The sequence below is a fragment of the Streptomyces sp. NBC_01515 genome, from assembly GCF_045040345.1.
Classification (GTDB): domain Bacteria; phylum Actinomycetota; class Actinomycetes; order Streptomycetales; family Streptomycetaceae; genus Streptomyces.
The window spans coordinates 9,394,586-9,413,814 of the sequence record NZ_CP109416.1 but is presented as its reverse complement, the minus strand read 5'-3'; the positions used below and the strand labels follow the sequence as shown (position 1 = coordinate 9,413,814).

The 19,229-nt window shown below is 70.6% G+C and carries 15 protein-coding genes; 9 read left to right on the top strand and 6 right to left on the bottom strand.

Translation table 11 applies throughout. The features are described 5' to 3' along the window. Nucleotides 1-7 precede the first annotated feature (7 nt). Both OG407_RS41990 and OG407_RS41985 read left to right on the top strand, forming a co-directional pair. Complete coding sequence (locus OG407_RS41990) at nucleotides 8-2,407, top strand: Tex family protein (RefSeq protein WP_405865606.1); 2,400 nt, start codon at nucleotides 8-10, stop codon at nucleotides 2,405-2,407. Between the two features lie 110 nt (nucleotides 2,408-2,517). After that, the gene (locus OG407_RS41985) at nucleotides 2,518-3,171 is read left to right on the top strand and encodes a DinB family protein (RefSeq protein ID WP_405865604.1); all 654 of its coding nucleotides are present in this window, start codon (nucleotides 2,518-2,520) and stop codon (nucleotides 3,169-3,171) included. Nucleotides 3,172-3,187: 16 nt separating this feature from the next. On the opposite strand, the gene OG407_RS41980 is transcribed toward OG407_RS41985, so the two are convergent. After that, entirely contained in the window at nucleotides 3,188-4,831 is a 1,644-nt protein-coding gene (locus OG407_RS41980; protein ID WP_405865602.1) for an ABC-F family ATP-binding cassette domain-containing protein, read from the bottom strand. A 70-nt stretch (nucleotides 4,832-4,901) separates the two neighbouring features. After that, nucleotides 4,902-5,927 carry an oxidoreductase gene (locus OG407_RS41975; protein ID WP_405865600.1) on the bottom strand — a complete coding sequence of 342 codons (1,026 nt, stop codon included), beginning with the start codon at nucleotides 5,925-5,927 and terminating at the stop codon, nucleotides 4,902-4,904. Between the two features lie 77 nt (nucleotides 5,928-6,004). On the opposite strand from OG407_RS41975, the gene OG407_RS41970 reads away from it, so the two are divergent. Next, nucleotides 6,005-6,958, top strand: coding sequence for an FAD-dependent oxidoreductase (locus tag OG407_RS41970; protein WP_405865598.1), 954 nt, complete (start codon nucleotides 6,005-6,007; stop codon nucleotides 6,956-6,958). Nucleotides 6,959-7,060: 102 nt separating this feature from the next. On the opposite strand, the gene OG407_RS41965 is transcribed toward OG407_RS41970, so the two are convergent. Further along, nucleotides 7,061-9,010 carry a Xaa-Pro dipeptidyl-peptidase gene (locus tag OG407_RS41965; protein WP_405865596.1) on the bottom strand — a complete coding sequence of 650 codons (1,950 nt, stop codon included), beginning with the start codon at nucleotides 9,008-9,010 and terminating at the stop codon, nucleotides 7,061-7,063. Between the two features lie 233 nt (nucleotides 9,011-9,243). Between OG407_RS41965 and OG407_RS41960 the strand changes: the two genes are divergently transcribed. Beyond that, nucleotides 9,244-10,731, top strand: coding sequence for a M1 family metallopeptidase (locus OG407_RS41960; RefSeq protein ID WP_405865594.1), 1,488 nt, complete (start codon nucleotides 9,244-9,246; stop codon nucleotides 10,729-10,731). Here OG407_RS41960 and OG407_RS41955 read toward each other — a convergent pair. Then, entirely contained in the window at nucleotides 10,712-11,965 is a 1,254-nt protein-coding gene (locus tag OG407_RS41955) for an erythromycin esterase family protein (protein ID WP_405865592.1), read from the bottom strand. The two genes, OG407_RS41960 and OG407_RS41955, sit on opposite strands and share 20 nt — an antisense overlap. 58 nt (nucleotides 11,966-12,023) lie before the next feature. On the opposite strand from OG407_RS41955, the gene OG407_RS41950 reads away from it, so the two are divergent. Next, nucleotides 12,024-12,785: a TioE family transcriptional regulator gene (locus OG407_RS41950; protein WP_405865590.1), complete on the top strand. Its 762-nt coding sequence runs from the start codon at nucleotides 12,024-12,026 to the stop codon at nucleotides 12,783-12,785. On the opposite strand, the gene OG407_RS41945 is transcribed toward OG407_RS41950, so the two are convergent. Then, nucleotides 12,782-13,714 carry an adenosine kinase gene (locus OG407_RS41945; protein ID WP_405865588.1) on the bottom strand — a complete coding sequence of 311 codons (933 nt, stop codon included), beginning with the start codon at nucleotides 13,712-13,714 and terminating at the stop codon, nucleotides 12,782-12,784. The two genes, OG407_RS41950 and OG407_RS41945, sit on opposite strands and share 4 nt — an antisense overlap. Nucleotides 13,715-13,933: 219 nt before the next feature. Here OG407_RS41945 and OG407_RS41940 point away from each other — a divergent pair, with 219 nt between their 5' ends. Further along, nucleotides 13,934-14,674: a MerR family transcriptional regulator gene (locus OG407_RS41940; RefSeq protein WP_405865586.1), complete on the top strand. Its 741-nt coding sequence runs from the start codon at nucleotides 13,934-13,936 to the stop codon at nucleotides 14,672-14,674. Here OG407_RS41940 and OG407_RS41935 read toward each other — a convergent pair. After that, nucleotides 14,660-15,385, bottom strand: a complete 726-nt coding sequence (locus tag OG407_RS41935) for an SDR family NAD(P)-dependent oxidoreductase (protein ID WP_405865584.1) — start codon at nucleotides 15,383-15,385, stop codon at nucleotides 14,660-14,662. The two genes, OG407_RS41940 and OG407_RS41935, sit on opposite strands and share 15 nt — an antisense overlap. 135 nt (nucleotides 15,386-15,520) lie before the next feature. Here OG407_RS41935 and OG407_RS41930 point away from each other — a divergent pair, with 135 nt between their 5' ends. The 3 genes from OG407_RS41930 to OG407_RS41920 all read left to right on the top strand — a co-directional run bounded on the left by OG407_RS41930 (nucleotide 15,521) and on the right by OG407_RS41920 (nucleotide 19,212). Then, nucleotides 15,521-16,570 carry an ABC transporter permease gene (locus OG407_RS41930; RefSeq protein WP_405865582.1) on the top strand — a complete coding sequence of 350 codons (1,050 nt, stop codon included), beginning with the start codon at nucleotides 15,521-15,523 and terminating at the stop codon, nucleotides 16,568-16,570. A gap of 76 nt (nucleotides 16,571-16,646) precedes the next feature. Continuing rightward, on the top strand, nucleotides 16,647-17,708 hold the full coding sequence (locus OG407_RS41925; protein WP_405865580.1) for a sugar ABC transporter substrate-binding protein: 1,062 nt from the start codon (nucleotides 16,647-16,649) through the stop codon (nucleotides 17,706-17,708). A 1-nt stretch (nucleotide 17,709) separates the two neighbouring features. Then, nucleotides 17,710-19,212: a sugar ABC transporter ATP-binding protein gene (locus OG407_RS41920; protein WP_405865578.1), complete on the top strand. Its 1,503-nt coding sequence runs from the start codon at nucleotides 17,710-17,712 to the stop codon at nucleotides 19,210-19,212. Nucleotides 19,213-19,229 lie beyond the last annotated feature (17 nt).

Genomic DNA, 19,229 nt, shown 5'->3' with positions numbered 1-19,229 from the left:
TACGGGCGTGACGACACCCCTCGTAGGGTCCATCGAAGGCAGGATCGCCGAGGAGCTCGGCGTACGGGAGCGGCAGGTGAGGGCTGCCGTCGAGCTGCTCGACGGCGGTTCGACGGTGCCCTTCATCGCCCGCTACCGCAAGGAAGCGACCGAGATGCTCGACGACGCGCAGCTGCGCACGCTCGAAGAGCGGCTGCGGTATCTGCGGGAGCTGGAGGAGCGGCGGACCGCGATCCTCGAATCGGTGCGCGAACAGGGCAAGCTCACCGAGGAGTTGGAAGCGCAGATCCGCGCGGCGGAGACCAAAGCGCGCCTTGAGGACATCTACCTCCCCTACAAGCCCAAGCGGCGGACGAAAGCCCAGATCGCGCGCGAGGCCGGCCTGGAGCCGCTCGCGGAGGGGCTGTTGGGCGATCCGAGCGTGGAACCGCTGGCCGCTGCCGCCGCGTTCGTCGACGCCGACAGGGGTGTCGCCGATCCGCAGGCCGCTCTCGACGGCGCGCGGGCGATCCTCACCGAGCGGTTCTCGGAGGACGCCGACCTGATCGGCGAGCTGCGTGAGCGGATGTGGGGGCGCGGGCGTCTCGCCGCGAAGGTGCGGGACGGCAAGGAAGAGGCGGGCGCCAAGTTCGCCGACTACTTCGACTTCTCGGAGCCGTTCACCGCACTGCCCTCGCACCGCATCCTCGCGATGCTGCGCGGCGAGAAGGAGGACGTCCTCGACCTCGTCCTGGAGCCCGAGGAGGACACCGAGGGGCCTTCCTCCTACGAGGGGATGGTCGCCCACCGCTTCCAGGTCCTCGACCGGGGCCGTCCCGGCGACAAGTGGCTTCAGGACACGGTCCGTTGGGCCTGGCGCACCCGCATTCTCGTGCACCTCGGCATCGACCTGCGGCTGCGGCTGCGTACGGCCGCCGAGGACGAGGCGGTCAACGTCTTCGCCTCGAACCTGCGGGACCTGCTGCTCGCCGCCCCGGCCGGCACCCGCTCGACGCTCGGCCTGGACCCCGGTTTCCGTACGGGCGTGAAGGTGGCCGTCGTCGACGCGACCGGCAAGGTCGTGGCCACGGACGTGATCTACCCGCACGTCCCGGCGAACAAGTGGGACGACGCCCTCGCCAAGCTGGCCCACCTCTCCGCGCAGCACTCGGTCGAGCTGATCGCGATCGGCAACGGCACGGCGTCCCGCGAGACCGACAAGCTCGCCGGTGAACTCATCACCAAGCACCCGGAGTTGAACCTCACCAAGGTGATGGTGTCCGAGGCCGGCGCGTCCGTGTACTCGGCGTCCGCGTTCGCCTCGGCGGAACTGCCCGACATGGACGTGTCGTTGCGCGGCGCCGTCTCCATCGCGCGCCGACTCCAGGACCCGCTCGCCGAGTTGGTGAAGATCGACCCGAAGTCGATCGGTGTCGGCCAGTACCAGCACGACCTGTCCGAGGTGAAGCTGTCCCGCTCGCTGGACGCGGTGGTCGAGGACTGTGTGAACGGCGTCGGCGTGGACGTCAACACGGCCTCCGCGCCGCTGCTTTCACGCGTCTCCGGCATCACCTCCGGCCTCGCCGAGAACATCGTGTCGCACCGCGATGCCAACGGCCCGTTCAAGTCGCGTACCCAGCTGAAGAAGGTGGCGCGGCTCGGCCCGAAGGCGTACGAGCAGTGCGCGGGCTTCCTGCGCATCCGGGGTGGCGACGACCCGCTCGACTCCTCCAGCGTGCACCCCGAGGCGTATCCGGTGGTGCGGCGGATGGTGAAGACGGCGGGCAGCGAGGTCGCCTCGCTGATCGGCAACACGTCGGTGCTGCGCTCGATGAAGCCGACCGAGTTCGTGGACGAGACGTTCGGTCTGCCCACCGTGACCGACATCCTGAAGGAGCTGGAGAAGCCGGGGCGCGACCCGCGACCCGCGTTCAAGACGGCCACGTTCAAGGACGGCGTCGAGAAGATCTCCGACCTCGCGCCCGGGATGGTTCTGGAGGGTGTCGTCACGAACGTCGCCGCGTTCGGGGCGTTCATCGACGTCGGGGTCCACCAGGACGGCCTCGCCCACGTGTCCGCCCTGTCGAAGACGTTCGTGAAGGACCCGCGGGACGTGGTGAAGCCGGGTGACATCGTCAAGGTGAAGGTCCTCGACATCGACATCCCCCGGAAGCGGATCTCCCTGACGCTGCGGCTGGACGACGAGGCGGCGGCGCCGGCCTCCGGCGGTGAGCGGCGACAGCAGGGCGGGGGTGGCGAGCGTCGGCAGCAGGGCGGTGGGCGTCCGCCGCAGCAACGCCAGCAGCAGCGGCAGGGTGGCCAGGGCGGTGGATCGCGGCAGGCGGCTCCGCCGCCGGGCAACAGTGCGATGGCTGATGCCCTGCGGAAGGCGGGGTTGCTGGACCCCGGCAAGAAGGGCAAGCGCTGACGGCTTCGCCGGTCAGGTTGTGTTGTGGGGAGCTGCGGGCCGGTGGGGGCTGGTCGCGCAGTTCCCCGCGCCCCTACAGGGCGCGTAGCGCCCTGCGACAGACTGGGGGCATGATCTCACCGGACTTCAAGGACGACTTGCGCGTCATCCTCCAGGACGCCCGTGACACGTTGCTGTGGAAGCTCGAAGGGCTGTCGGAGTACGACAGCCGGCGGCCGATGACACCGACCGGCACCAATCTGCTGGGGCTGGTCAAGCATCTGGCGGGGGCCGAGGGGTTCTACTTCGGGACGGTCTTCGGACGGCCGGTCGACGCGCCGGAGTTGTGGATCGCGGGGGACGCCGAGCCGAACGCGGATCTGTGGGCGACGCCCGATGAAACGCGTGAGCAGATCGTCGGGGTTTATCGCCGCGTGTGCGCGCACTCTGACGCGACGATCGAAGCGCTGCCCTTGGACGCGGTCGGCCGCATACCCGGTGAGCGGGGGAACGACATCACCCTGCACCGCGCCCTCGTCCACATGACCTACGAGACGTCCCGCCACGCAGGCCACGCCGACGTCGTACGGGAACTCATCGACGGGACGGTGGGCCAACGCGTCGGGGGCACCAACATGGCTCCGGGCAACGCGAGTTGGTGGGCGCAACATCGCGACCGGGTGGAGCAGGCCGCAAAAGAGGCCGAGCGCCTCAACTCCGGTGCGAACAGCGCCCCTTCAGGGGCGCGGGGAACTGCGCGACCAGCCACGACGGACCCGCAGTGAACGAACGACCCGCACCTCACCGCTGCTCAGTCACCTTCCCGTCCGCCACCTCCAACCGCCGAGTCACCTGAACCGCGTCCAGCATCCGCCGATCATGGGTGACCAACAGCAGCGTGCCCTCGTACGCGTCGAGCGCCGACTCCAGTTGCTCGATGGCAGGCAGATCGAGGTGGTTGGTCGGTTCGTCCAGGACCAGGAGGTTGACACCCCGGCCCTGGAGAAGCGCGAGCGCGGAACGGGTCCGCTCCCCCGGTGACAGCGTCCCCGCCGGCCGCATCACGTGCTGCGCCTTCAGCCCGAACTTGGCCAGCAGCGTACGGACTTCGGCAGGCTCCGTGTCCGGCACGGCCGCACAGAACGCGTCGAGCAGAGACTCCGTACCGTGGAACAACTGCCGGGCCTGGTCGACCTCGCCCACCAGAACACCCGAGCCCAGCGTCGCGTGCCCCGCGTCCAAGGGGATACGGCCGAGCAGCGCACCGAGAAGCGTCGACTTGCCCGCACCGTTCGCACCGGTCACGGCAACCCGGTCCGCCCAGTCGATCTGCAGGGACACCGGCCCGAAGCTGAAGTCGCCCCGCCGTACCTCCGCGTCCCGCAGCGTGGCGACGACCGCACCCGAGCGCGGCGCGGACGCGATCTCCATCCGCAGGTCCCACTCCTTGCGGGGCTCGTCGACGACATCGAGGCGTTCGATCATCCGCTGCGTCTGCCGCGCCTTCGCCGCCTGCTTCTCGCTCGCCTCGCTGCGGAACTTGCGGCCGATCTTGTCGTTGTCGTTGTTCGCCTTGCGGCGGGCGTTCTTGACGCCCTTGTCCATCCAGCCGCGCTGCATCTGCGCACGGTCCTGGAGCGCGGAGCGCTTGTCGGCGTACTCCTCGAAGTCGTCGCGGGCGTGCCGGCGCGCCACGTCCCGCTCCTCCAGGTACGCCTCGTAGCCGCCGCCGTAGAGGTTGATCTGGTTCTGGGCCAGGTCGAGTTCGAGGACCTTGGTGACCGTGCGGGTGAGGAACTCGCGGTCGTGCGAGACGACGACCGTGCCCGCGCGCAGGCCGGAGACGAAGCGTTCGAGTCGCTCCAGGCCGTCGAGGTCCAGGTCGTTGGTGGGCTCGTCGAGGAGGAAGACGTCGTAGCGGGAGAGGAGCAGGGAGGCCAGGCCCGCGCGTGCCGCCTGGCCGCCGGACAGGGACGTCATCGGCTGGTCGAGGTCGATGGAGAGGCCGAGTGTGTCGGCGATCTCCTCGGCCCGCTCGTCGAGGTCGGCGCCGCCGAGGTCGAGCCAGCGCTCCAGGCTCGTCGAGTACGCGTCGTCGGCGCCGGGTGCGCCGTCGACGAGTGCCTGCGTGGCCTCGTCCATGGTCCGCTGGGCCTCGGCGACTCCTGTGCGGCGCGCGAGGAATGCGCGCACGCTCTCGCCCGGGCGCCGTTCCGGTTCCTGCGGGAGGTGGCCCACGGTCGCTGCCGGCGGGGACAGGCGCAGTTCGCCCTCCTCGGGGGTGAGCAGGCCGGCGAGCATCCTGAGGAGGGTGGACTTGCCCGCGCCGTTGGCACCGACAAGGCCGATCACATCGCCGGGGGCGACGACGAGGTCGAGCCCGGTGAAGAGGGCGCGGTCGCCGTGTCCGGCGGCGAGATTCTTGGCGACGAGAGTGGCAGTCATCAGACCGCCGATCCTAATCGGTCCCCTTCGCCGCCCGCGCCGCGGTTCTTCTCCGTCCGCGCCGCGGTTTTCAGCGCGCCATCGCCTCCACCAGCACGCTCCCGGTCGTCCGGGCCACCACGAACGACTCGCCCTTCACCGCCTTCGCGTCCAGGGCGATGCGGTGGCGGCCGGGTTCCAGTACGCCGTCGAAGACGTCCCGCGTGTGGCCGCGGTACAGGCGGTCGAGTCGGTACGCCGTGACGCGCACCCGGCACGGTGAGGTGACCTCGATGCCCGCCTCGCCGTCGGCGGCGTCCAGGCGGGTCAGCCGGTGCTGGTCGGCGGGGCGGCGGTCCAGGGCGTGTTCGATCTGGGCGACGAGGAGCGGGACGATGGGGGCGAGACCGTCGACGTACGCCACGTCGACCCCGGCGCGGTCGAACGCGGCCTGTACGGCGGCCCGTTCGGCCTGGGTGACGGCCCGGCCGAAGGCCACGGCGCCGTAGCCGCGGAGTTCGTCGGCGGGGACGTGGGTCGCGTCGCCGGTGATGTCGGCGCCGATGCCGATGGCGCGCAGGGCGGCGGCGAGCTTGTTCAGAACGGCCACGCGGGCGCCGATCAGCAGGACCCGGCGTTTGGCCACCGGGGGCTCGGTGCCGTCGATGAGGGAGTCGAGGGCCGCGCGGTACTCGGCTCCGGCGAAGCGGAACGGTCCTATGCCGTGGTAGCCGTTGCGCTCCAGGTCGGCGTGTTCGTCGGTCTGCCAGGCGAAGTCGCGCCAGATGAAGTCGGCGCCGTCCCGCTGGATGACGGCGGTGACGGCGCCGCAGGCCAGGTCCTCGCACTCGGGGCAGCCGTAGATGACGTAGCGGCCGCCCTTCAGGGGTGGGTCCGTCTCCAGGAGGAGGCTGCGGACCTGGGCGGTGAAGATCGCGGGCGGGACGTCGGAGGCGAGCGGGGAGACGGCGTCCAGGTCGGTGAGCTGGAACAGCAGCGGGCGGCCGTCGACGATGAAGTCGACGAAGTCGCGGTGCACCTGGTAGCCGCCGTCGGCGAGGACTTCACCGGCGCGCATCGCCGGTGCGAGGCCGAAGGCGGCGTGTTCGGCAGACATGTTGTGAGTATCCCCAGCACTGGGGGACCTGAGCGCTGCATGGCGTATTCCGCTACCGTCCGCGCATGGAGAGCGGGATGAGTGGCGATGTGATCGTGGTCGGCGGGGGCGTCATCGGGTTGACGACGGCCGTCGTGCTGGCGGAGCGCGGTGCCCGGGTGCGGGTGTGGACGCGGGAGCCTGTCGAGCTGACGACCTCGGCGGTCGCGGGCGCGCTGTGGTGGCCGTACCGGATCGAGCCGGAGGCGCTCGTCGGGGAGTGGGCGCTCCAATCGCTCGTCGTGTACGAGGAGTTGGCGGCGCGGCCCGGGGAGACGGGCGTACGCATGGTCGAGGGCGTACAGGGTGAGACCCGGCTGGACGAGCTGGGGTCCTGGGCGACCCGGGTGCCGGGGCTGCGGCCTGCGCTGGCCGAGGAGTACGCGGGCGGCGGGCTGTGGGCACGGTTGCCGTTGATCGACATGCCGGCCCATCTGCCGTGGCTGCGCGAGCGGTTCCTGGAGCTGGGCGGGACCGTCGAGGAGCAGTCCGTGGTGGACCTCACGGAGGTGCCGGCGGCCGTCGTCGTCAACTGCACGGGGCTGGACTCCCTGGACCTCGTGCCGGATCCCTCGGTACGGCCGGTGCGCGGGCAGTTGGTCGTCGTGGAGAACCCGGGGATCACGACCTGGCTGACGTCCGTCGACCACTCCGCGGACACCTCCACGTACTTCTTTCCGCAGCCGGGCGGCCTGATCCTGGGCGGCACGGCCGAGGAGGACGCCTGGTCGATGACACCGGATCCCGCGGTCGCCGAGGCGATCATCGCCCGCTGCGCGGCGATCCGCCCGGAGATCGCGGAGGCCCGCGTGCTGGAACACCGGGTGGGGTTGCGGCCTACACGGCCCTCGGTACGGCTGGAGCGTGAAGTGCTGCGCGACGGGCGGATGTTGGTGCACAACTACGGTCACGGTGGGGCGGGGATCACGGTGGCGTGGGGGTGTGCGCGGGAGGCGGCGGAGTTGGCGGGAGCGGGAGCGGGAGCGGCCTGAGGATTTCGGCCGCCTCGGCGCACCCGCGTGACGGGGGCAACGGAGCCCACTCGCTCCGCCGCCCCCGTCGAGCCGTCCAGCCGTCGAGCCGTCCAGCCGCGGTCAGTTGCCCGGTACCCATTGTGCGGAACGCGGTGCGCGTACGCCGTCGAGGAGCTCGGCGTCTGAGGTGACGGACTTGCTGCCCGCTGTGGCCTTGGCGAATGCCGACGGGCCGCCGACGAGCGGGAGTTGGGCCGTGGTGCGGAGCAGGTTCAGGGTGAGGGTCGGGGTGGTGGACGGGGGGTCGATGAGGTCCTTGTCCGTGCCCGCGACGATCAGGGCGAGGCGGTGTCCGGCCGGGACGACGTGGTCGGTCGCCGCCAGGTCGAGGGTGATGGTGTAGGCCTTGCCCGGGGTGAGCGGTACGCCCTTCGTGGCGGAGGCGTAGTGGCCGAGGTCGGCCCAGCCCCGGCTGAAGACGTTGTAGTCGACTGCCTTGGTCTTGGCCTGAGTTGCGAGGAAGCACGCGCTGTCGCCCGCCGTGCTCTCACCCCAGCAGGTGCGGTTCGTGAGCGTGGTGATGCCCTCGGCGGAGTCGGCGTAGTCGCGGATGGTGTCGGGGCCGACATCGACAAGTACCGCCGACAGATGGGCCGTTGAGGTCGTGGGCGTCGCGGTGATCGTCACCTTCGAGGAGCCCGACAGACGCAGGTCCTTCGTGAGCGGACGCGTGACGAAACCGGCCTTGTCCGCGGTCGACTTGTCGATCGCCGCCGCCCAGTCCGTCTCGCTCTCCTGCGGGTTGTCGGTGAACGTCTCGGTGCCCGCGCCGGTGCCGAGGCCGAGCGTGCCCACGCCCGCCTGGGTGCCCCGCGCCGGGTGGAGGGTGGTCGTCGCGGTGCCGCTCGGCGGCCAGGTCGACGACGTGACCCACTGGTCGGGGTGGCGTTCGACATCGGCCATCGGCTGGCGGTCGATCCCGTTGTCGTAGCCGAGGAGTTCGTGGTCGAACCAGCGGTGCAGGGTGTCCACGAAGTCCGCGCGACGGTAGTCGAAGGGGTCGACGTGGCCGGTCTGGGAGAGCCAGATCTTGCGCTCCACGCCGTTCTTCGCGAGGGCGTCCCACCACTGACCGAAGTTCTTGGTACGGACGTTGAGGTCCTGCATGCCGTGCACGAGGAACACGCTGGCCTTGACCTTGCTCGCGTCCTTCACGTAGTCGCGCTCGGTCCACAGCGGGGTCCAGTCGCCGGTGCGCGGGGCGCCGTCGACGAGTTTCTGCTGTACGGCCGCGCACTTGGCCTGCGCGTCGGGGCTCTCGACGGCGTCGGACAGCCAGTCGGGGCCGGAGTCGTAGAGCGGGGCGCCCTGGGCGAAGTAGTAGTCGTACCAGGAGGAGATGGAGCTGATCGGGACGATCGTCTTCAGGCCCTTCACGCCGGTGGCGGCGACGCCGTTGGCGATGGTGCCGTCCCAGCTCTTCCCGATCATCCCGGTCTTGCCGTTGGTCCAACTCGCCTGCGAGCGAACGGTTCCGGTGCGTGTCGTGTACGCCTTGGCGCGTCCGTTGAGCCAGTCGACGACGGCCTTCGCGGACTGGATGTCGGAGCGTCCGCCGACGTCGACGCAGCCGTCGGAGCGGTTGGTGCCGGCGAGGTCGACGCCGACGAAGGCGTAGCCGCGGGGCACGAAGTAGTTGTCGTAGAAGAGCGGCATCTGGACAACGTTGCCGCTGGCGTCGTACGTCTTCAGCTGGCTCTCGTTGCCGCGGCCGCAGCAGGAGTAGTAGGGGCTGGCGTCCATGATGACGGGGACTTTGCGGCCCTGGCGGGCGGGTTCGCTCGGCCGGACGATGTCGACGGCGACCCGGTCGGTCTTTCCGTCGCCGTCGCCGTCGAGGCCGGTGTCCACCCAGACGGCCTCGCGGACGGCTTTGGCGTAGGAGTAGACGGGTTGGCTCTCCTGTGGGGCGCTCTGGGCCGCTGTCGGGGTGAGGAAGGCGGCCAGGAGGGCGGCGATCGCCGCGGTCGCGAGCGATCTCCAGATCGTGAAGCGCGTGCGTTTCGGCATGCGCGGACGGTACATCGGTCAACTCCCGTGCTGGAAGAGGCACTCCGGGCCGTTCGGGGTCATGACGGCCGAATGGCGATCGTGTGACAGGAGGTGCCGTGGACAGGCGCGGGGCCACAGGGGGTGAATAGGCTTCGTACAGACTTCGTGGACCGACCTCTACGGCTCTTCGACCCTCGTGGACCCCCACGGCTCTCCGAACTTCTCGTGGAGCCCTACGACTTGGAGTTCTCGTGCACCGCAGAATCATCGCGCCGGGCGCACTCGCGGCGGCCTCGCTCATGCTGGCGATCCCGGCGTCGGCGGCAAGCTACTCCCCCGGCGCTCCGGGCATCGGCGACCCCTACTACCCGGCCTACGGCAACGGCGGATACGACGTCTCGCACTACGACCTCAGACTTCAATACCAGCCCGCCACCGACGAGTTGGCGGGCACGGCGACGATCCTCGCGAAGACCACCCAGGATCTGTCCCGCTTCAACCTCGACTTCCTGCTGGACGTGAGCGAGATCCGGGTCAACGGCGCGGCGGCGACGTTCGCGACCTCCGGCCAGCACGAGCTGGAGATCACCCCGAGGACCCCGCTGCCGAAGGGCACGCCGATCACGGTCGTGGTCCGCTACAGCGGGGTGCCGTCCACGAAGAGCGCGTACGGCTTCACCACCTGGCACCGCACGCCGGACGGCGCGGTCGCGGCGGACGAGCCCGAGTCGGCGTGGTGGTGGTTCCCGAGCAACGACCACCCGAGCGACAAGGCGACCTACGACGTGTCGGTCGCGGTGCCGAACGGCACCCAGGCCATCTCCAACGGCACGCTCCAGTCGACGAGTTCACAACTCGGCTGGACCCGCTACAACTGGCGCCAGAACAAGCCCCAGGCCACCTATCTCGCCACGCTCGCCCTCGGCAAGTTCGACATCACGACCAGCACCTCGGACGGCGGCGTCCCGGTCATCAACGCCTACAGCAAGGACCTCGGCGACAACGACGGGGCGGCGCGGGCGAGCGTCGAGCGCACCGGCGAGATCGTCGACTGGCTGAGCGGCTACTTCGGTCCGTACCCCTTCAGCAACGCCGGCGGGTACGTCCCCAACACGACCACCGGGTACGCGCTGGAGACCCAGAGCCGCGTCTACTACAGCCAGAAGCAGTTCGCGAACGGCGCCAACACCTCTGTCGTGGTGCATGAGTTGGCCCACCAGTGGTATGGCGACGACGTGTCCCTGAAGGGCTGGAAGGACATCTGGATCAACGAGGGCTTCGCGCGGTACGCGCAGTGGCTCTGGTCCGAGCACGAGGGCGAGGGCACGACGCAGCAGCTCGCCGACTACGTCTACGCCTCGCACCCGGCGGACGACGCGTTCTGGACGGTCGCGCCGGGTGACCCCGGTCCGGAGGATCAGTTCGAGCTGCCGGTCTACGACCGCGGTGCGCTGGCCATCCAGGCGCTGCGGAACGAGGTCGGCGACGATGCGTTCTTCGCGATCCTGAAGGGGTGGCCGAAGGAGCACGCTTACGGGAACGCGTCCGTCGCGGACTTCCGGGCTTTCGCCGAGCAGGTGTCGGGGAAGCCGCTTGGCGCGCTGTTCGACACGTGGTTGTTCCAGCCGACCAAGCCTGCGGCTCCGGCTGCGCGCAGTGCGTCGATCGCGAGGGTGGGTGTGGCTCCGGTGCAGCCGAAGTCCTGGAAGAAGATCGCGGCTACGAACGACGTGCACTGAGCGTCTGACGGGTTCGGTGGTGGGGGGGCTGCTGGTCTGTTGCCGTGTCCTTGACGAACACGATCCCCTCGGTGCCGGCCAGGTGCGCGGGGTCCAGCGGGGCGTAGCCGTACCAAGGGGACACGCGAGGGACCGGCGTCGTGTCCGCGAGCGCGCCGGCCAGTCGGTGGGCGTCGACGAGGCAACGCTCCTGCGGGAGCGCGTACAGCAGCCCCTCGACGGTGTCGGGTGGCGGGGCGTCCACTCCCTGGTGGGGGATCGTGCCGAGGGCGGTGGCCAGGAAGGCGTACTCCTCTCCCATGTGGGCGGCGACGATCGCCCCGGCGCTCCACCACTCCAGCGGCCGGCCGCCCATCCGCATCGTGCTCCGGTTCCGCTGGAGGTGGCCGTTGTGGGCGTTCACCAGCGTCGGGCTCCGTTCGGCGACGGCGAGCAGGTTGGCGGCCATCATCGAGTCCCGCAGGGCGACCAGCCGCGCCATGCGGCTCGGTGACGGGTCGGCCATCGAGGAGTGGTAGCGCAGCAGCCCGACGGCGGTACGTCCGTAGAGGCGCGCCCGCTGCCACTCGTCCGGTGTGGACGTGGCGACCAGTTGCGGCGTCCGGGTGTCGAGCAGGGCCGTCAAGTCATCGGCGAGCAGGCGGAGTTGCTTGGCGCCGGGAGTCTGTCCCACGGACTTGGCCGGGTCCGTCATCGCGGCCGTGTCGGTCCACCGGTTGTCGGCGCCGAGCAGCTCGTCGAGGGTTTCCGCGGTGCAGGGAAGGAGAGCCGCGTCGACCCTGGCGGTGAGGTAGATGTGGAGTGCGGTGAGGGCCTGCCGGGGGCTCGCGGCGCCGGTGATCTCCAGCGGGCCGTCGAAACCGGCGAACCGCACCCGCTCGGACTCGGGCCGGCCGTCGTTGAACGCGCGCATCCAGCGCACCAGTTCGCGGTTGGCCGCGAAGGCGCCCCACTCGTGGCTGAAGCCGCGCTCCATGACCTCGTCGAGGGTGCCTGTGCCCGAGGTGACGTGGTCGTCCACGACCAGGCCCATCAGGCAGTCGCTTTCGAGGGCGATCGTGCGGTATCCCTCCTGCTCGACGAGGTGGCGGAAGAGCTCGTTCCGTATGTCGAGCAGCACGTCCTCGCCGTGGGTGGGCTCACCCAGGGCGAGCAGCCGTGGCCTGGTCGGGAGCAACCTCATGACGGCGGCGGGGTCGAGGGCGTGGACGGCAGCTGTGATGCGGGGAGTCATACCTTCAACGCTATCGTTGAAGCGACGGTTGAGACTTTTGGTCGGCAGTGGCGGGAAAGTGAAGCGAAACCCTCAAAGCGATGGTCGTCTCAGGCCGGTCGACCTGGCGCGCAGTCACGGTCTGTCGACGCAGGCGGTCCGCAACTACGAAGCGGCCGGCATCCTTCCGGCCGCCGAACGCACCGCGCACGGCTACCGCACCTACACGCGGCGGCACGCCCGGGCCCTGCACGCGTTTCTCGCGCTCGTGCCCGGACACGGCCACCAGACGGCCGCGGCGATCATGCGGGCGGTCAACCGGGACGCCATCGAGGACGCGCTCCGGCTCATCGACGACAGTCATGTGCAGCTTCTCGACGACCGCCGCACCCTCCAGGCCGTCGAAGGCGCGCTTCGCGACCTCCGGCCCGTACCGGAGGAACGCGGCGACACGTTCGTCGGCCCGCTGGCGAGAAGGCTCGGCATCCGTCCGGCGACCCTGCGCACATGGGAGCGCGCGGGTCTGGTCCAGCCGCGCCGCGACCCGCGGACGGGCTACCGGGTCTACGGCCCGGTCGACGTACGCGACGCCCTCCTGGTCCACCAGCTCAGACGGGGCGGCCACCTGCTCGAACAGATCGCCCCGCTGATCGCCCAGGTCCGTTCCGCCGGAGGCGTCGCGCCGCTCGCATCGACGCTGCGCGACTGGCACGCCCGCCTCTCGGCCCGCGGGCGCGCCCTGCTCACCGGCGCCGCCGCGCTGGACGCCTACCTCGGCTGCCCACCGGCGCCCGGAGACGGCCCGAGCGTCTCTGCCCTCGCCTCGTCGACTACGGTCTAGTGCGGCGTGCCGACCGTCGAGGCCTCCAACTCCGCGACCTGGACGAGGAGTTCATCCCGCCCGATCGCGTCGATCTCCGTCGACGGCACCGTGCACGCGTACGCCCCGGCGATCGCGCCGTACCGGGCACACCGCTGCGGGGACTCCCCGTTCAGCCAACCGAAGAGGAAGGCGGAGGCGAAGGCGTCGCCCGCGCCGTTGGAGTCGACGACCGGTCTCCGGGGTGTGGTGGTCGGGATGTGGGTCACCTCGTCGTCGGCCAGCAGATACGCGCCGTCCGCTCCGGCCGTGGCGACGACGAGTTCGGCCCGTCCCCGCTCGGCGATGGCGCGCATGGCGCGTTCGGGGTCGCCGGTCAGGGCGGTGGTGGACAGGAAGACGATGTCGGCGGCGTGGGCGAACTCCGCCTGGTACGGGTTCTCGCCGTCCCAGTTGTGCAGGTCCGCCGAGATCGTCGTGCCGGACTCGCGCAACAGCGGGAGGGCGTGGGCGCAGGGCTGGGTGATGGAGACGTGGGCGTGGCGGCTCGTCGTGGCGAGGGCGCGGACCGTGGGTTCCGGGAGGCGGTCGTCGGGGTGGGCGCGGGTCGCGTCGTAGAGGGAGAGGCGCCGGCCGTCGGGGCCGACGAGGTTGACCGCGCGCTTGGTGCCGGCGGCCTGCGGGACTTCGGTGAGCGGGAGGGCGTGGTCGCGGTGCAGGGCGCGGACCAGGTCGCCCTCGGGGTCGGCGCCGATCATGTCGAGGTGGTGGGTGCGCAGGCCCAGCGCGCTGAGGCCGAGGGCCACGAAGTCGCCGGTCTGGCCGGCGCGGGTGCGGATGCCGGGGTCGATCATGTAGCTGTCGGCGTACGGGAGCGGTAGTTCGGGGACGTGGACGATGGTGTCGACTCCGGCGCCACCCAGGACGAGGACATCAATGTCACGGCTCATGGCTCACGGCCCTTCCTGCAGTTGCGCAAGATTCTGCAACTCCTTTCAGCCTGGGGCAAGTTGGATCGGGGGCTCAGTCCCCGTGGTCGTACACCGACGGAACGGTCGCGTCACCTCGGACATAGTTGATCTCCCCCATGACACCCACCGTAGGCGGCACCACTGACAACGGGCCTCGTGCGGTTTCACAGTGTTGGTGAGACAGCGATACTGCTGCGTATGACGACCGACGCCGAGACCGATACCGACACCGAGGAGCCGACGCTCACGATCGACGAACTGGCCGCGCGGGCCGGTACCACGGTCCGCACGGTCCGGTTCTACAGCACCAAGGGGCTGCTCCCGCCGCCGGTGATCGGGGCGCGGCGGGTCGGGCACTACGGGCCGGAGCATCTGTCGCGGCTCGCGCTGATCGAGGAGTTGCAGCACCAGGGCATGACGCTGGCCGCGATCGAGCGCTATCTGGGGCAACTGCCGCCGGACCTCAGCGCGCACGACCTCGCGATCCACCGCGCGGTGGTGGCCTCGTGGGCGCCGGACACGGTGGAGACCCTGGGCAGGCGGGAGGTGGAGCGGCGGGCGGGCCGGGCGCTGAGCGAGGAGGACGTGGAGCGGCTCGTCGCGATGGGCGTGGTCGGGCTCGACGGGGCCTCCTACCGCGTCGACTCCGGTCTGCTGCGGCTCGGCGTACGACTGCTCGACGTACCGGTGTCGCAGGAGGCGATCCTCGCGTCCCGGAACGTCCTGATCGAGCACTCCCGCGCGGCGGCCCACGAGTTGTCGCAGGTGTTCCGCGGGGAGGTCTCCCAACGCGCCGCGCAGGACGTGAAGTCCCTGTCCGCGCACATGCAACCCCTGGTCGTGCAGGCCCTTCTGACGGCCTTTCAGCGGTCGCTGCGGGAGGAGCTCCGTGAGTGGCTCAAGGGGCCGGAGGGGCCGCGGGAGTCAGAGGAAGGCTGAGCCGCCCGACACGTTCAGCGTCTGCCCGGTCAGGAACCCGCTGCCCTCGTCGACGACGTACAGCAGCGTCGAGATCAGGTCCGACGGCTCCTGCGTGCGCGGGACGACCTGACCGACCCGTACGTGCTCGAAGCCACCGTCCGCGCCGACCGTCCGCTCGGCCGTCGCGGTGCGCACCATGCTGGGCGCGATCGCGTTGACGGTGATGCCGTACGGCCCGAGCGCCGCGGCGAGTGACCTGGTGAAGCCGATCAGGCCCATCTTCGAAGCGACGTACGGCACCATCGTGGGCGGCGCGGTGAGGACGGCGGCCGAGACGATGTTGACGACACGGCCCCAGCCGGCGGCCTTCAGATACGGCAGGACCGCGCGGGTCAGCAGGAACGGGGCCTCCAGGTTGACGCGCATGATCCGGCGCCATTCCCCGGGTGTGATCTCCTCGAAGGGGCACGACGGGTAGACACCGGCGTTGTTGACGAGGATGTGCAGGGTGCCGAACTCTTCGATGACGCGTTCCAACGCCCCCTGGATCTGGCCCTCGTCGGTGACATCTCCGATCAACTCCACGTAGCCCGGCACCTGTTCGGCGGTCTCCGGCTGTGCGACGAGGTCGAGTCCGGCGACCCGGCAGCCGTGCCCGGCGAGCGCGACGGCGAACTCCCGCCCGAGGCCCTGTGCCGCTCCGGTCACCAGGGCGGTACGTGTCTCCATGGGGCGAGTGTGACGACCCGTCAAGTGCACGGCAAGAGCGCATTCCACTCGCTGAAACGCCCTTGTTGCCGCCCGCGCCCGGTGGGCCCACCCTGCGTGACGACCCCAGCACCAGCCGTACGGGAGCCGTGCCCGATGACCGAGACCGAGCGTGCCGTGGACGACGCCGAGCGCGCCCGCGAACAGGGCGGCGGGCAGGGCCGGTTGGCGACCGTCCGGCGCCGACTCGGGCCGCGTCCGCGCCGGTTGGTCCGGGACGAGTTCGGTGTGCTGCTCGTGCTGGGGCTGCTGATCGCCGGGATCGGGATCCCGTACCCGGACTTCCTCGGCACGAACAACCTCCTGTCCACGGCCCACAACTCCGTCTACATCTCGCTGATGGCGTGCGGCATGGTGTTCGCGCTGTCGATGCGCGAGGTCGATCTGTCCGTCGGCGGGACCTACGCGATGTGCCTGGTCGTCGGGGCGTTGCTGATCCGGGACGGCACCCCGCCCTGGCTGGCGGTGCCGGTGATGCTGGTCACCGGGATCGGGCTGGGCGTGTTCAACGCGCTGGTGACGACGCTGCTCGCGCTGCCGTCGTTCATCGTGACGCTGGGCACGCTCATGCTCTTCCGGGGTGTCGGGCTGGCGCTGGCCGACGGCAAGCAGATCACCGATCTCCCCCTGGACAACTCGTTCTTCACCTTCGCGGGCGGTGATCCGGGCGGGGTGCCGTTCGCCCTGTGGGTGCTGCTCGCCGTGATCGTCGTGCTGGCGGTCGTGCTGTCCCGGACGCGCTTCGGGGCCCGGGTGCGGGCGATCGGGTCCAACCCCGACGCCGCCGCGTTCAGCGGCATCCCGGTCGTCCGCACCCGCGTCCAGGCGCTGGCCCTCTCCGGGCTCACCACCGCGTGCGCCGCCGTCCTCGCGCTCGCCTTCTACGGCGCCGGGGACCCGACTCTGGGACAGGGCTACGAGTTGCAGGCGATCGCCGCGTGCATCATCGGCGGCACTCCGCTGGCCGGGGGCCGCGGCTCGGTGGTCGGGGCGGTGGCCGGGGCGATGATCCTGTCGGTCGTCGCCTCCGGCCTGGTCTTCTTCGAAGTACCCATCAACTGGACGTCGTTCGCGACCGGCGGGGTGATCCTCGTCGCCGTCGCGGCCGACAGCGCGCTGCGCCGCACGGGACGCCGTCGCCAGTGAAGTCTCCCCGTCGTCCAAGTCGTCCATGTCGCCCTGTCGTCAAGTCCCCCTGTGGTCCTGCCTTTTGGAGGCCGTGATGCACTCCCGTTCGCGTACCTGGTCCGCGGCGCTCGGCGCCCTGGTCCTGCTGGCCACCGCAGGCTGCGGCAGCGGTTCCGGCGGCGGCAACGGCAGGCTGAAGATGGGTATTTCGGTCGCCAACATCTCCCTGAACTTCGCCCACGAGATGGTGCTGGGCGCGCAGAGCGCGGCGAGTCACGCGGGGAAGGTCGACTTCAAGGCCGTAGGACCGCCCAACACGGACGGGCCCGCCGAGGTGCAGCTGTTTCAGAACCTCACCGCCGTCGCCAAGGACGGCATCGTCCTGGAGAACCTCGATCCGCCGATCTTCACCCGGCCCGCCGCACGCGCCGTCGACCAGGGCGTCCCGATCGTCGCCCTGGACACCTCCCCCACCGACGGCAGCAAGGTCGACTTCTATGTGGGGAACGACAATTACGCGCTCGGTGAGCTAATGGCGAAGGAGGCGCTGAAGCGGCTCGGCAGCAGCCCGAAGGGCCAGATCGTGATCGGCGTGCCCAACCCGGGGACGCCGGTGCTCGACAACCGGGCCAAGGGCATCTCCGACACGTTCAAGAAGGAGGCGCCCGGCGTCAAGGTCCTCGGCCCCTTCCAGACGTACAGCGATCCCGGCCAGAACTACAGCGCCTGGTCCGCGCAGGTGAACGCGCACCCGGACGCGCTCGCCTTCCTCGGCGTGGGTGACGCCGACAGCTACAACCTCGCCAAGATCAAGAAGGCCGAGAACGGAAAGTGGCTGACGGCCGGCTTCGACGTCGACCCGAAGACCCTGGACGCGGTCAAGGACGGCTCCAACTTCGTCACCATCGACCCGCAGCACTTCCTGAAGGGCTATCTGTCCACGGCGATGCTGATCGAGGCCGTGCGCGACAAGAAGGGCAAGCTGCCCGACGGTTGGTTCCTGTCGCCCGGCGGGGTCGTCGACTCGTCCAACATCGACGAGATCATCGCCCGGCAGAAGTCGGCGCAGGCGGCGTACGACTGGTACAAGCCGACGATCGACAAGCTCCTCGGCGACGAGGCGGCCGGCCTCAAGCCGCTGAAGGACGCGCGCTGAGATGACTCACGACGACATCCTCGCGGCGGAGGAACTGGTCAAGTCCTATGGCGGGGTACGGGCGTTGGACGGGGCGTCGATCCGGCTGCGCGGCGGCGAGGTGCACGCGCTGGTCGGTGAGAACGGCGCCGGGAAGTCGACGCTGGTACGCATCCTGTCGGGGATCCTGGCGGCGGACGGCGGGACGGTGCGGACGGCCGAGGATGCCAGGATCGCCGTCGTCTCCCAGGAGTTGAGCCTCTTCCCGGACCTCACCGTGCGCGAGAACCTCTTCCCGCAGCATCCGCCCCGGCGCCTGGGCCTGTTGGACCGGAGCGCCATGGACCGGGCGGCCCGACCGGTCCTCGCGGAACTCGGCCTGGATGTCGACCCCCGCACGGAACTGGGTGAACTGCCCCTCGCGGACCAGCAGTTGACGGAGATCGCGCGCGCTCTGCTCCGACGCCCCAAGCTGCTGATCCTCGACGAGCCCACGTCGGCGCTCCCGGCCGCCGCCGTCGACCGCCTCGACCATGTCCTGCGCGCGCTGACCGACCGGGGCATCGCCGTCCTGTACGTGTCCCACTTCCTGGACGAGGTGATGCGCTTCGCGCAGCGCGTGACGGTCCTGCGGGACGGGCGGGTCGTCCTGGCGGGTGTGGAGCGGGCCGAGGTCGATGTGCCGGAGCTGGTGTCGGCGATGCTGGGCGGCCGGCCGGAGCAACCGCCGCGCCGGGTACGGTCCTTGGCCGACCGGCCGCCGCCCGTGGTGCTGTCCCGGGTGAGCGTCGACGGGCGGCTGACCGACGTGACGTTCACCGTGCGGGCGGGTGAGCTGGTCGGGGTCGCCGGGCTGCAGGGCGCGGGCCATCTCGACGCGCTGGCGGTGGTGTGCGGGCGTACGGCGATCTCCGCGGGCCGGGTGGACGTCGGCGGCCGGGGGCTGCCGCGCTCGCTGCGGGGCGCGGTGCGCGCGGGCGTCGCCTTCGTGCCGAGCGACCGCAAACGGTACGGGCTGATGGTGGACCGCACGGTGTGGGAGAACACCACGGCGGTCAGCTGGCTGGCCCTGGGCCGGGGCGGGATCGCCCCCTCCCGCTCCGAACTCGTGCGCCGCACGGTCGACTTGACCGAGCGGCTGCGGCTGCGCGGCGGGCCGTACGACCTGGTCGCCCGGCTGTCCGGCGGCAACCAGCAGAAGGTCGTCTTCGCCAAGTGGCTCGCGACCGACCCGAAGATCGTCGTCCTGGACGATCCGACCCGGGGTGTCGACGTCGGCGTACGCGCCGAGATGCACCGCATCGTGGGCGAGTTGGCGGCGGGCGGCGCGGCCGTCCTGGTCGCCTCGACCGACCTCGCGGAGCTGACGGAGGTGTGTGACCGGGTGCTGGTGTTCGTGCGCGGGCGGGTCACCGAGGAGGTGCGCGGGGAGCGGTTGACCGAGCACGGGCTGGCGGCGGCGATGCAGCGGACGAACGGGGCGGGAGCTTCAGGAACCGGGACCGACTCCCCTGCCGACCGCTGAACTTCAGCCCCGGCCCG

Coding starts and splice junctions, on each gene's coding strand:
- OG407_RS41940 (WP_405865586.1), top strand. CDS start 13,934: ATGACGACCGACGCCGAGACCGATACCGACACCGAGGAGCCGACGCTC.
- OG407_RS41925 (WP_405865580.1), top strand. CDS start 16,647: ATGCACTCCCGTTCGCGTACCTGGTCCGCGGCGCTCGGCGCCCTGGTC.
- OG407_RS41955 (WP_405865592.1), bottom strand. CDS start 11,965: ATGACTCCCCGCATCACAGCTGCCGTCCACGCCCTCGACCCCGCCGCC.
- OG407_RS41930 (WP_405865582.1), top strand. CDS start 15,521: ATGACCGAGACCGAGCGTGCCGTGGACGACGCCGAGCGCGCCCGCGAA.
- OG407_RS41920 (WP_405865578.1), top strand. CDS start 17,710: ATGACTCACGACGACATCCTCGCGGCGGAGGAACTGGTCAAGTCCTAT.
- OG407_RS41985 (WP_405865604.1), top strand. CDS start 2,518: ATGATCTCACCGGACTTCAAGGACGACTTGCGCGTCATCCTCCAGGAC.
- OG407_RS41935 (WP_405865584.1), bottom strand. CDS start 15,385: ATGGAGACACGTACCGCCCTGGTGACCGGAGCGGCACAGGGCCTCGGG.
- OG407_RS41980 (WP_405865602.1), bottom strand. CDS start 4,831: ATGACTGCCACTCTCGTCGCCAAGAATCTCGCCGCCGGACACGGCGAC.
- OG407_RS41975 (WP_405865600.1), bottom strand. CDS start 5,927: ATGTCTGCCGAACACGCCGCCTTCGGCCTCGCACCGGCGATGCGCGCC.
- OG407_RS41945 (WP_405865588.1), bottom strand. CDS start 13,714: ATGAGCCGTGACATTGATGTCCTCGTCCTGGGTGGCGCCGGAGTCGAC.
- OG407_RS41965 (WP_405865596.1), bottom strand. CDS start 9,010: ATGCCGAAACGCACGCGCTTCACGATCTGGAGATCGCTCGCGACCGCG.
- OG407_RS41970 (WP_405865598.1), top strand. CDS start 6,005: ATGAGTGGCGATGTGATCGTGGTCGGCGGGGGCGTCATCGGGTTGACG.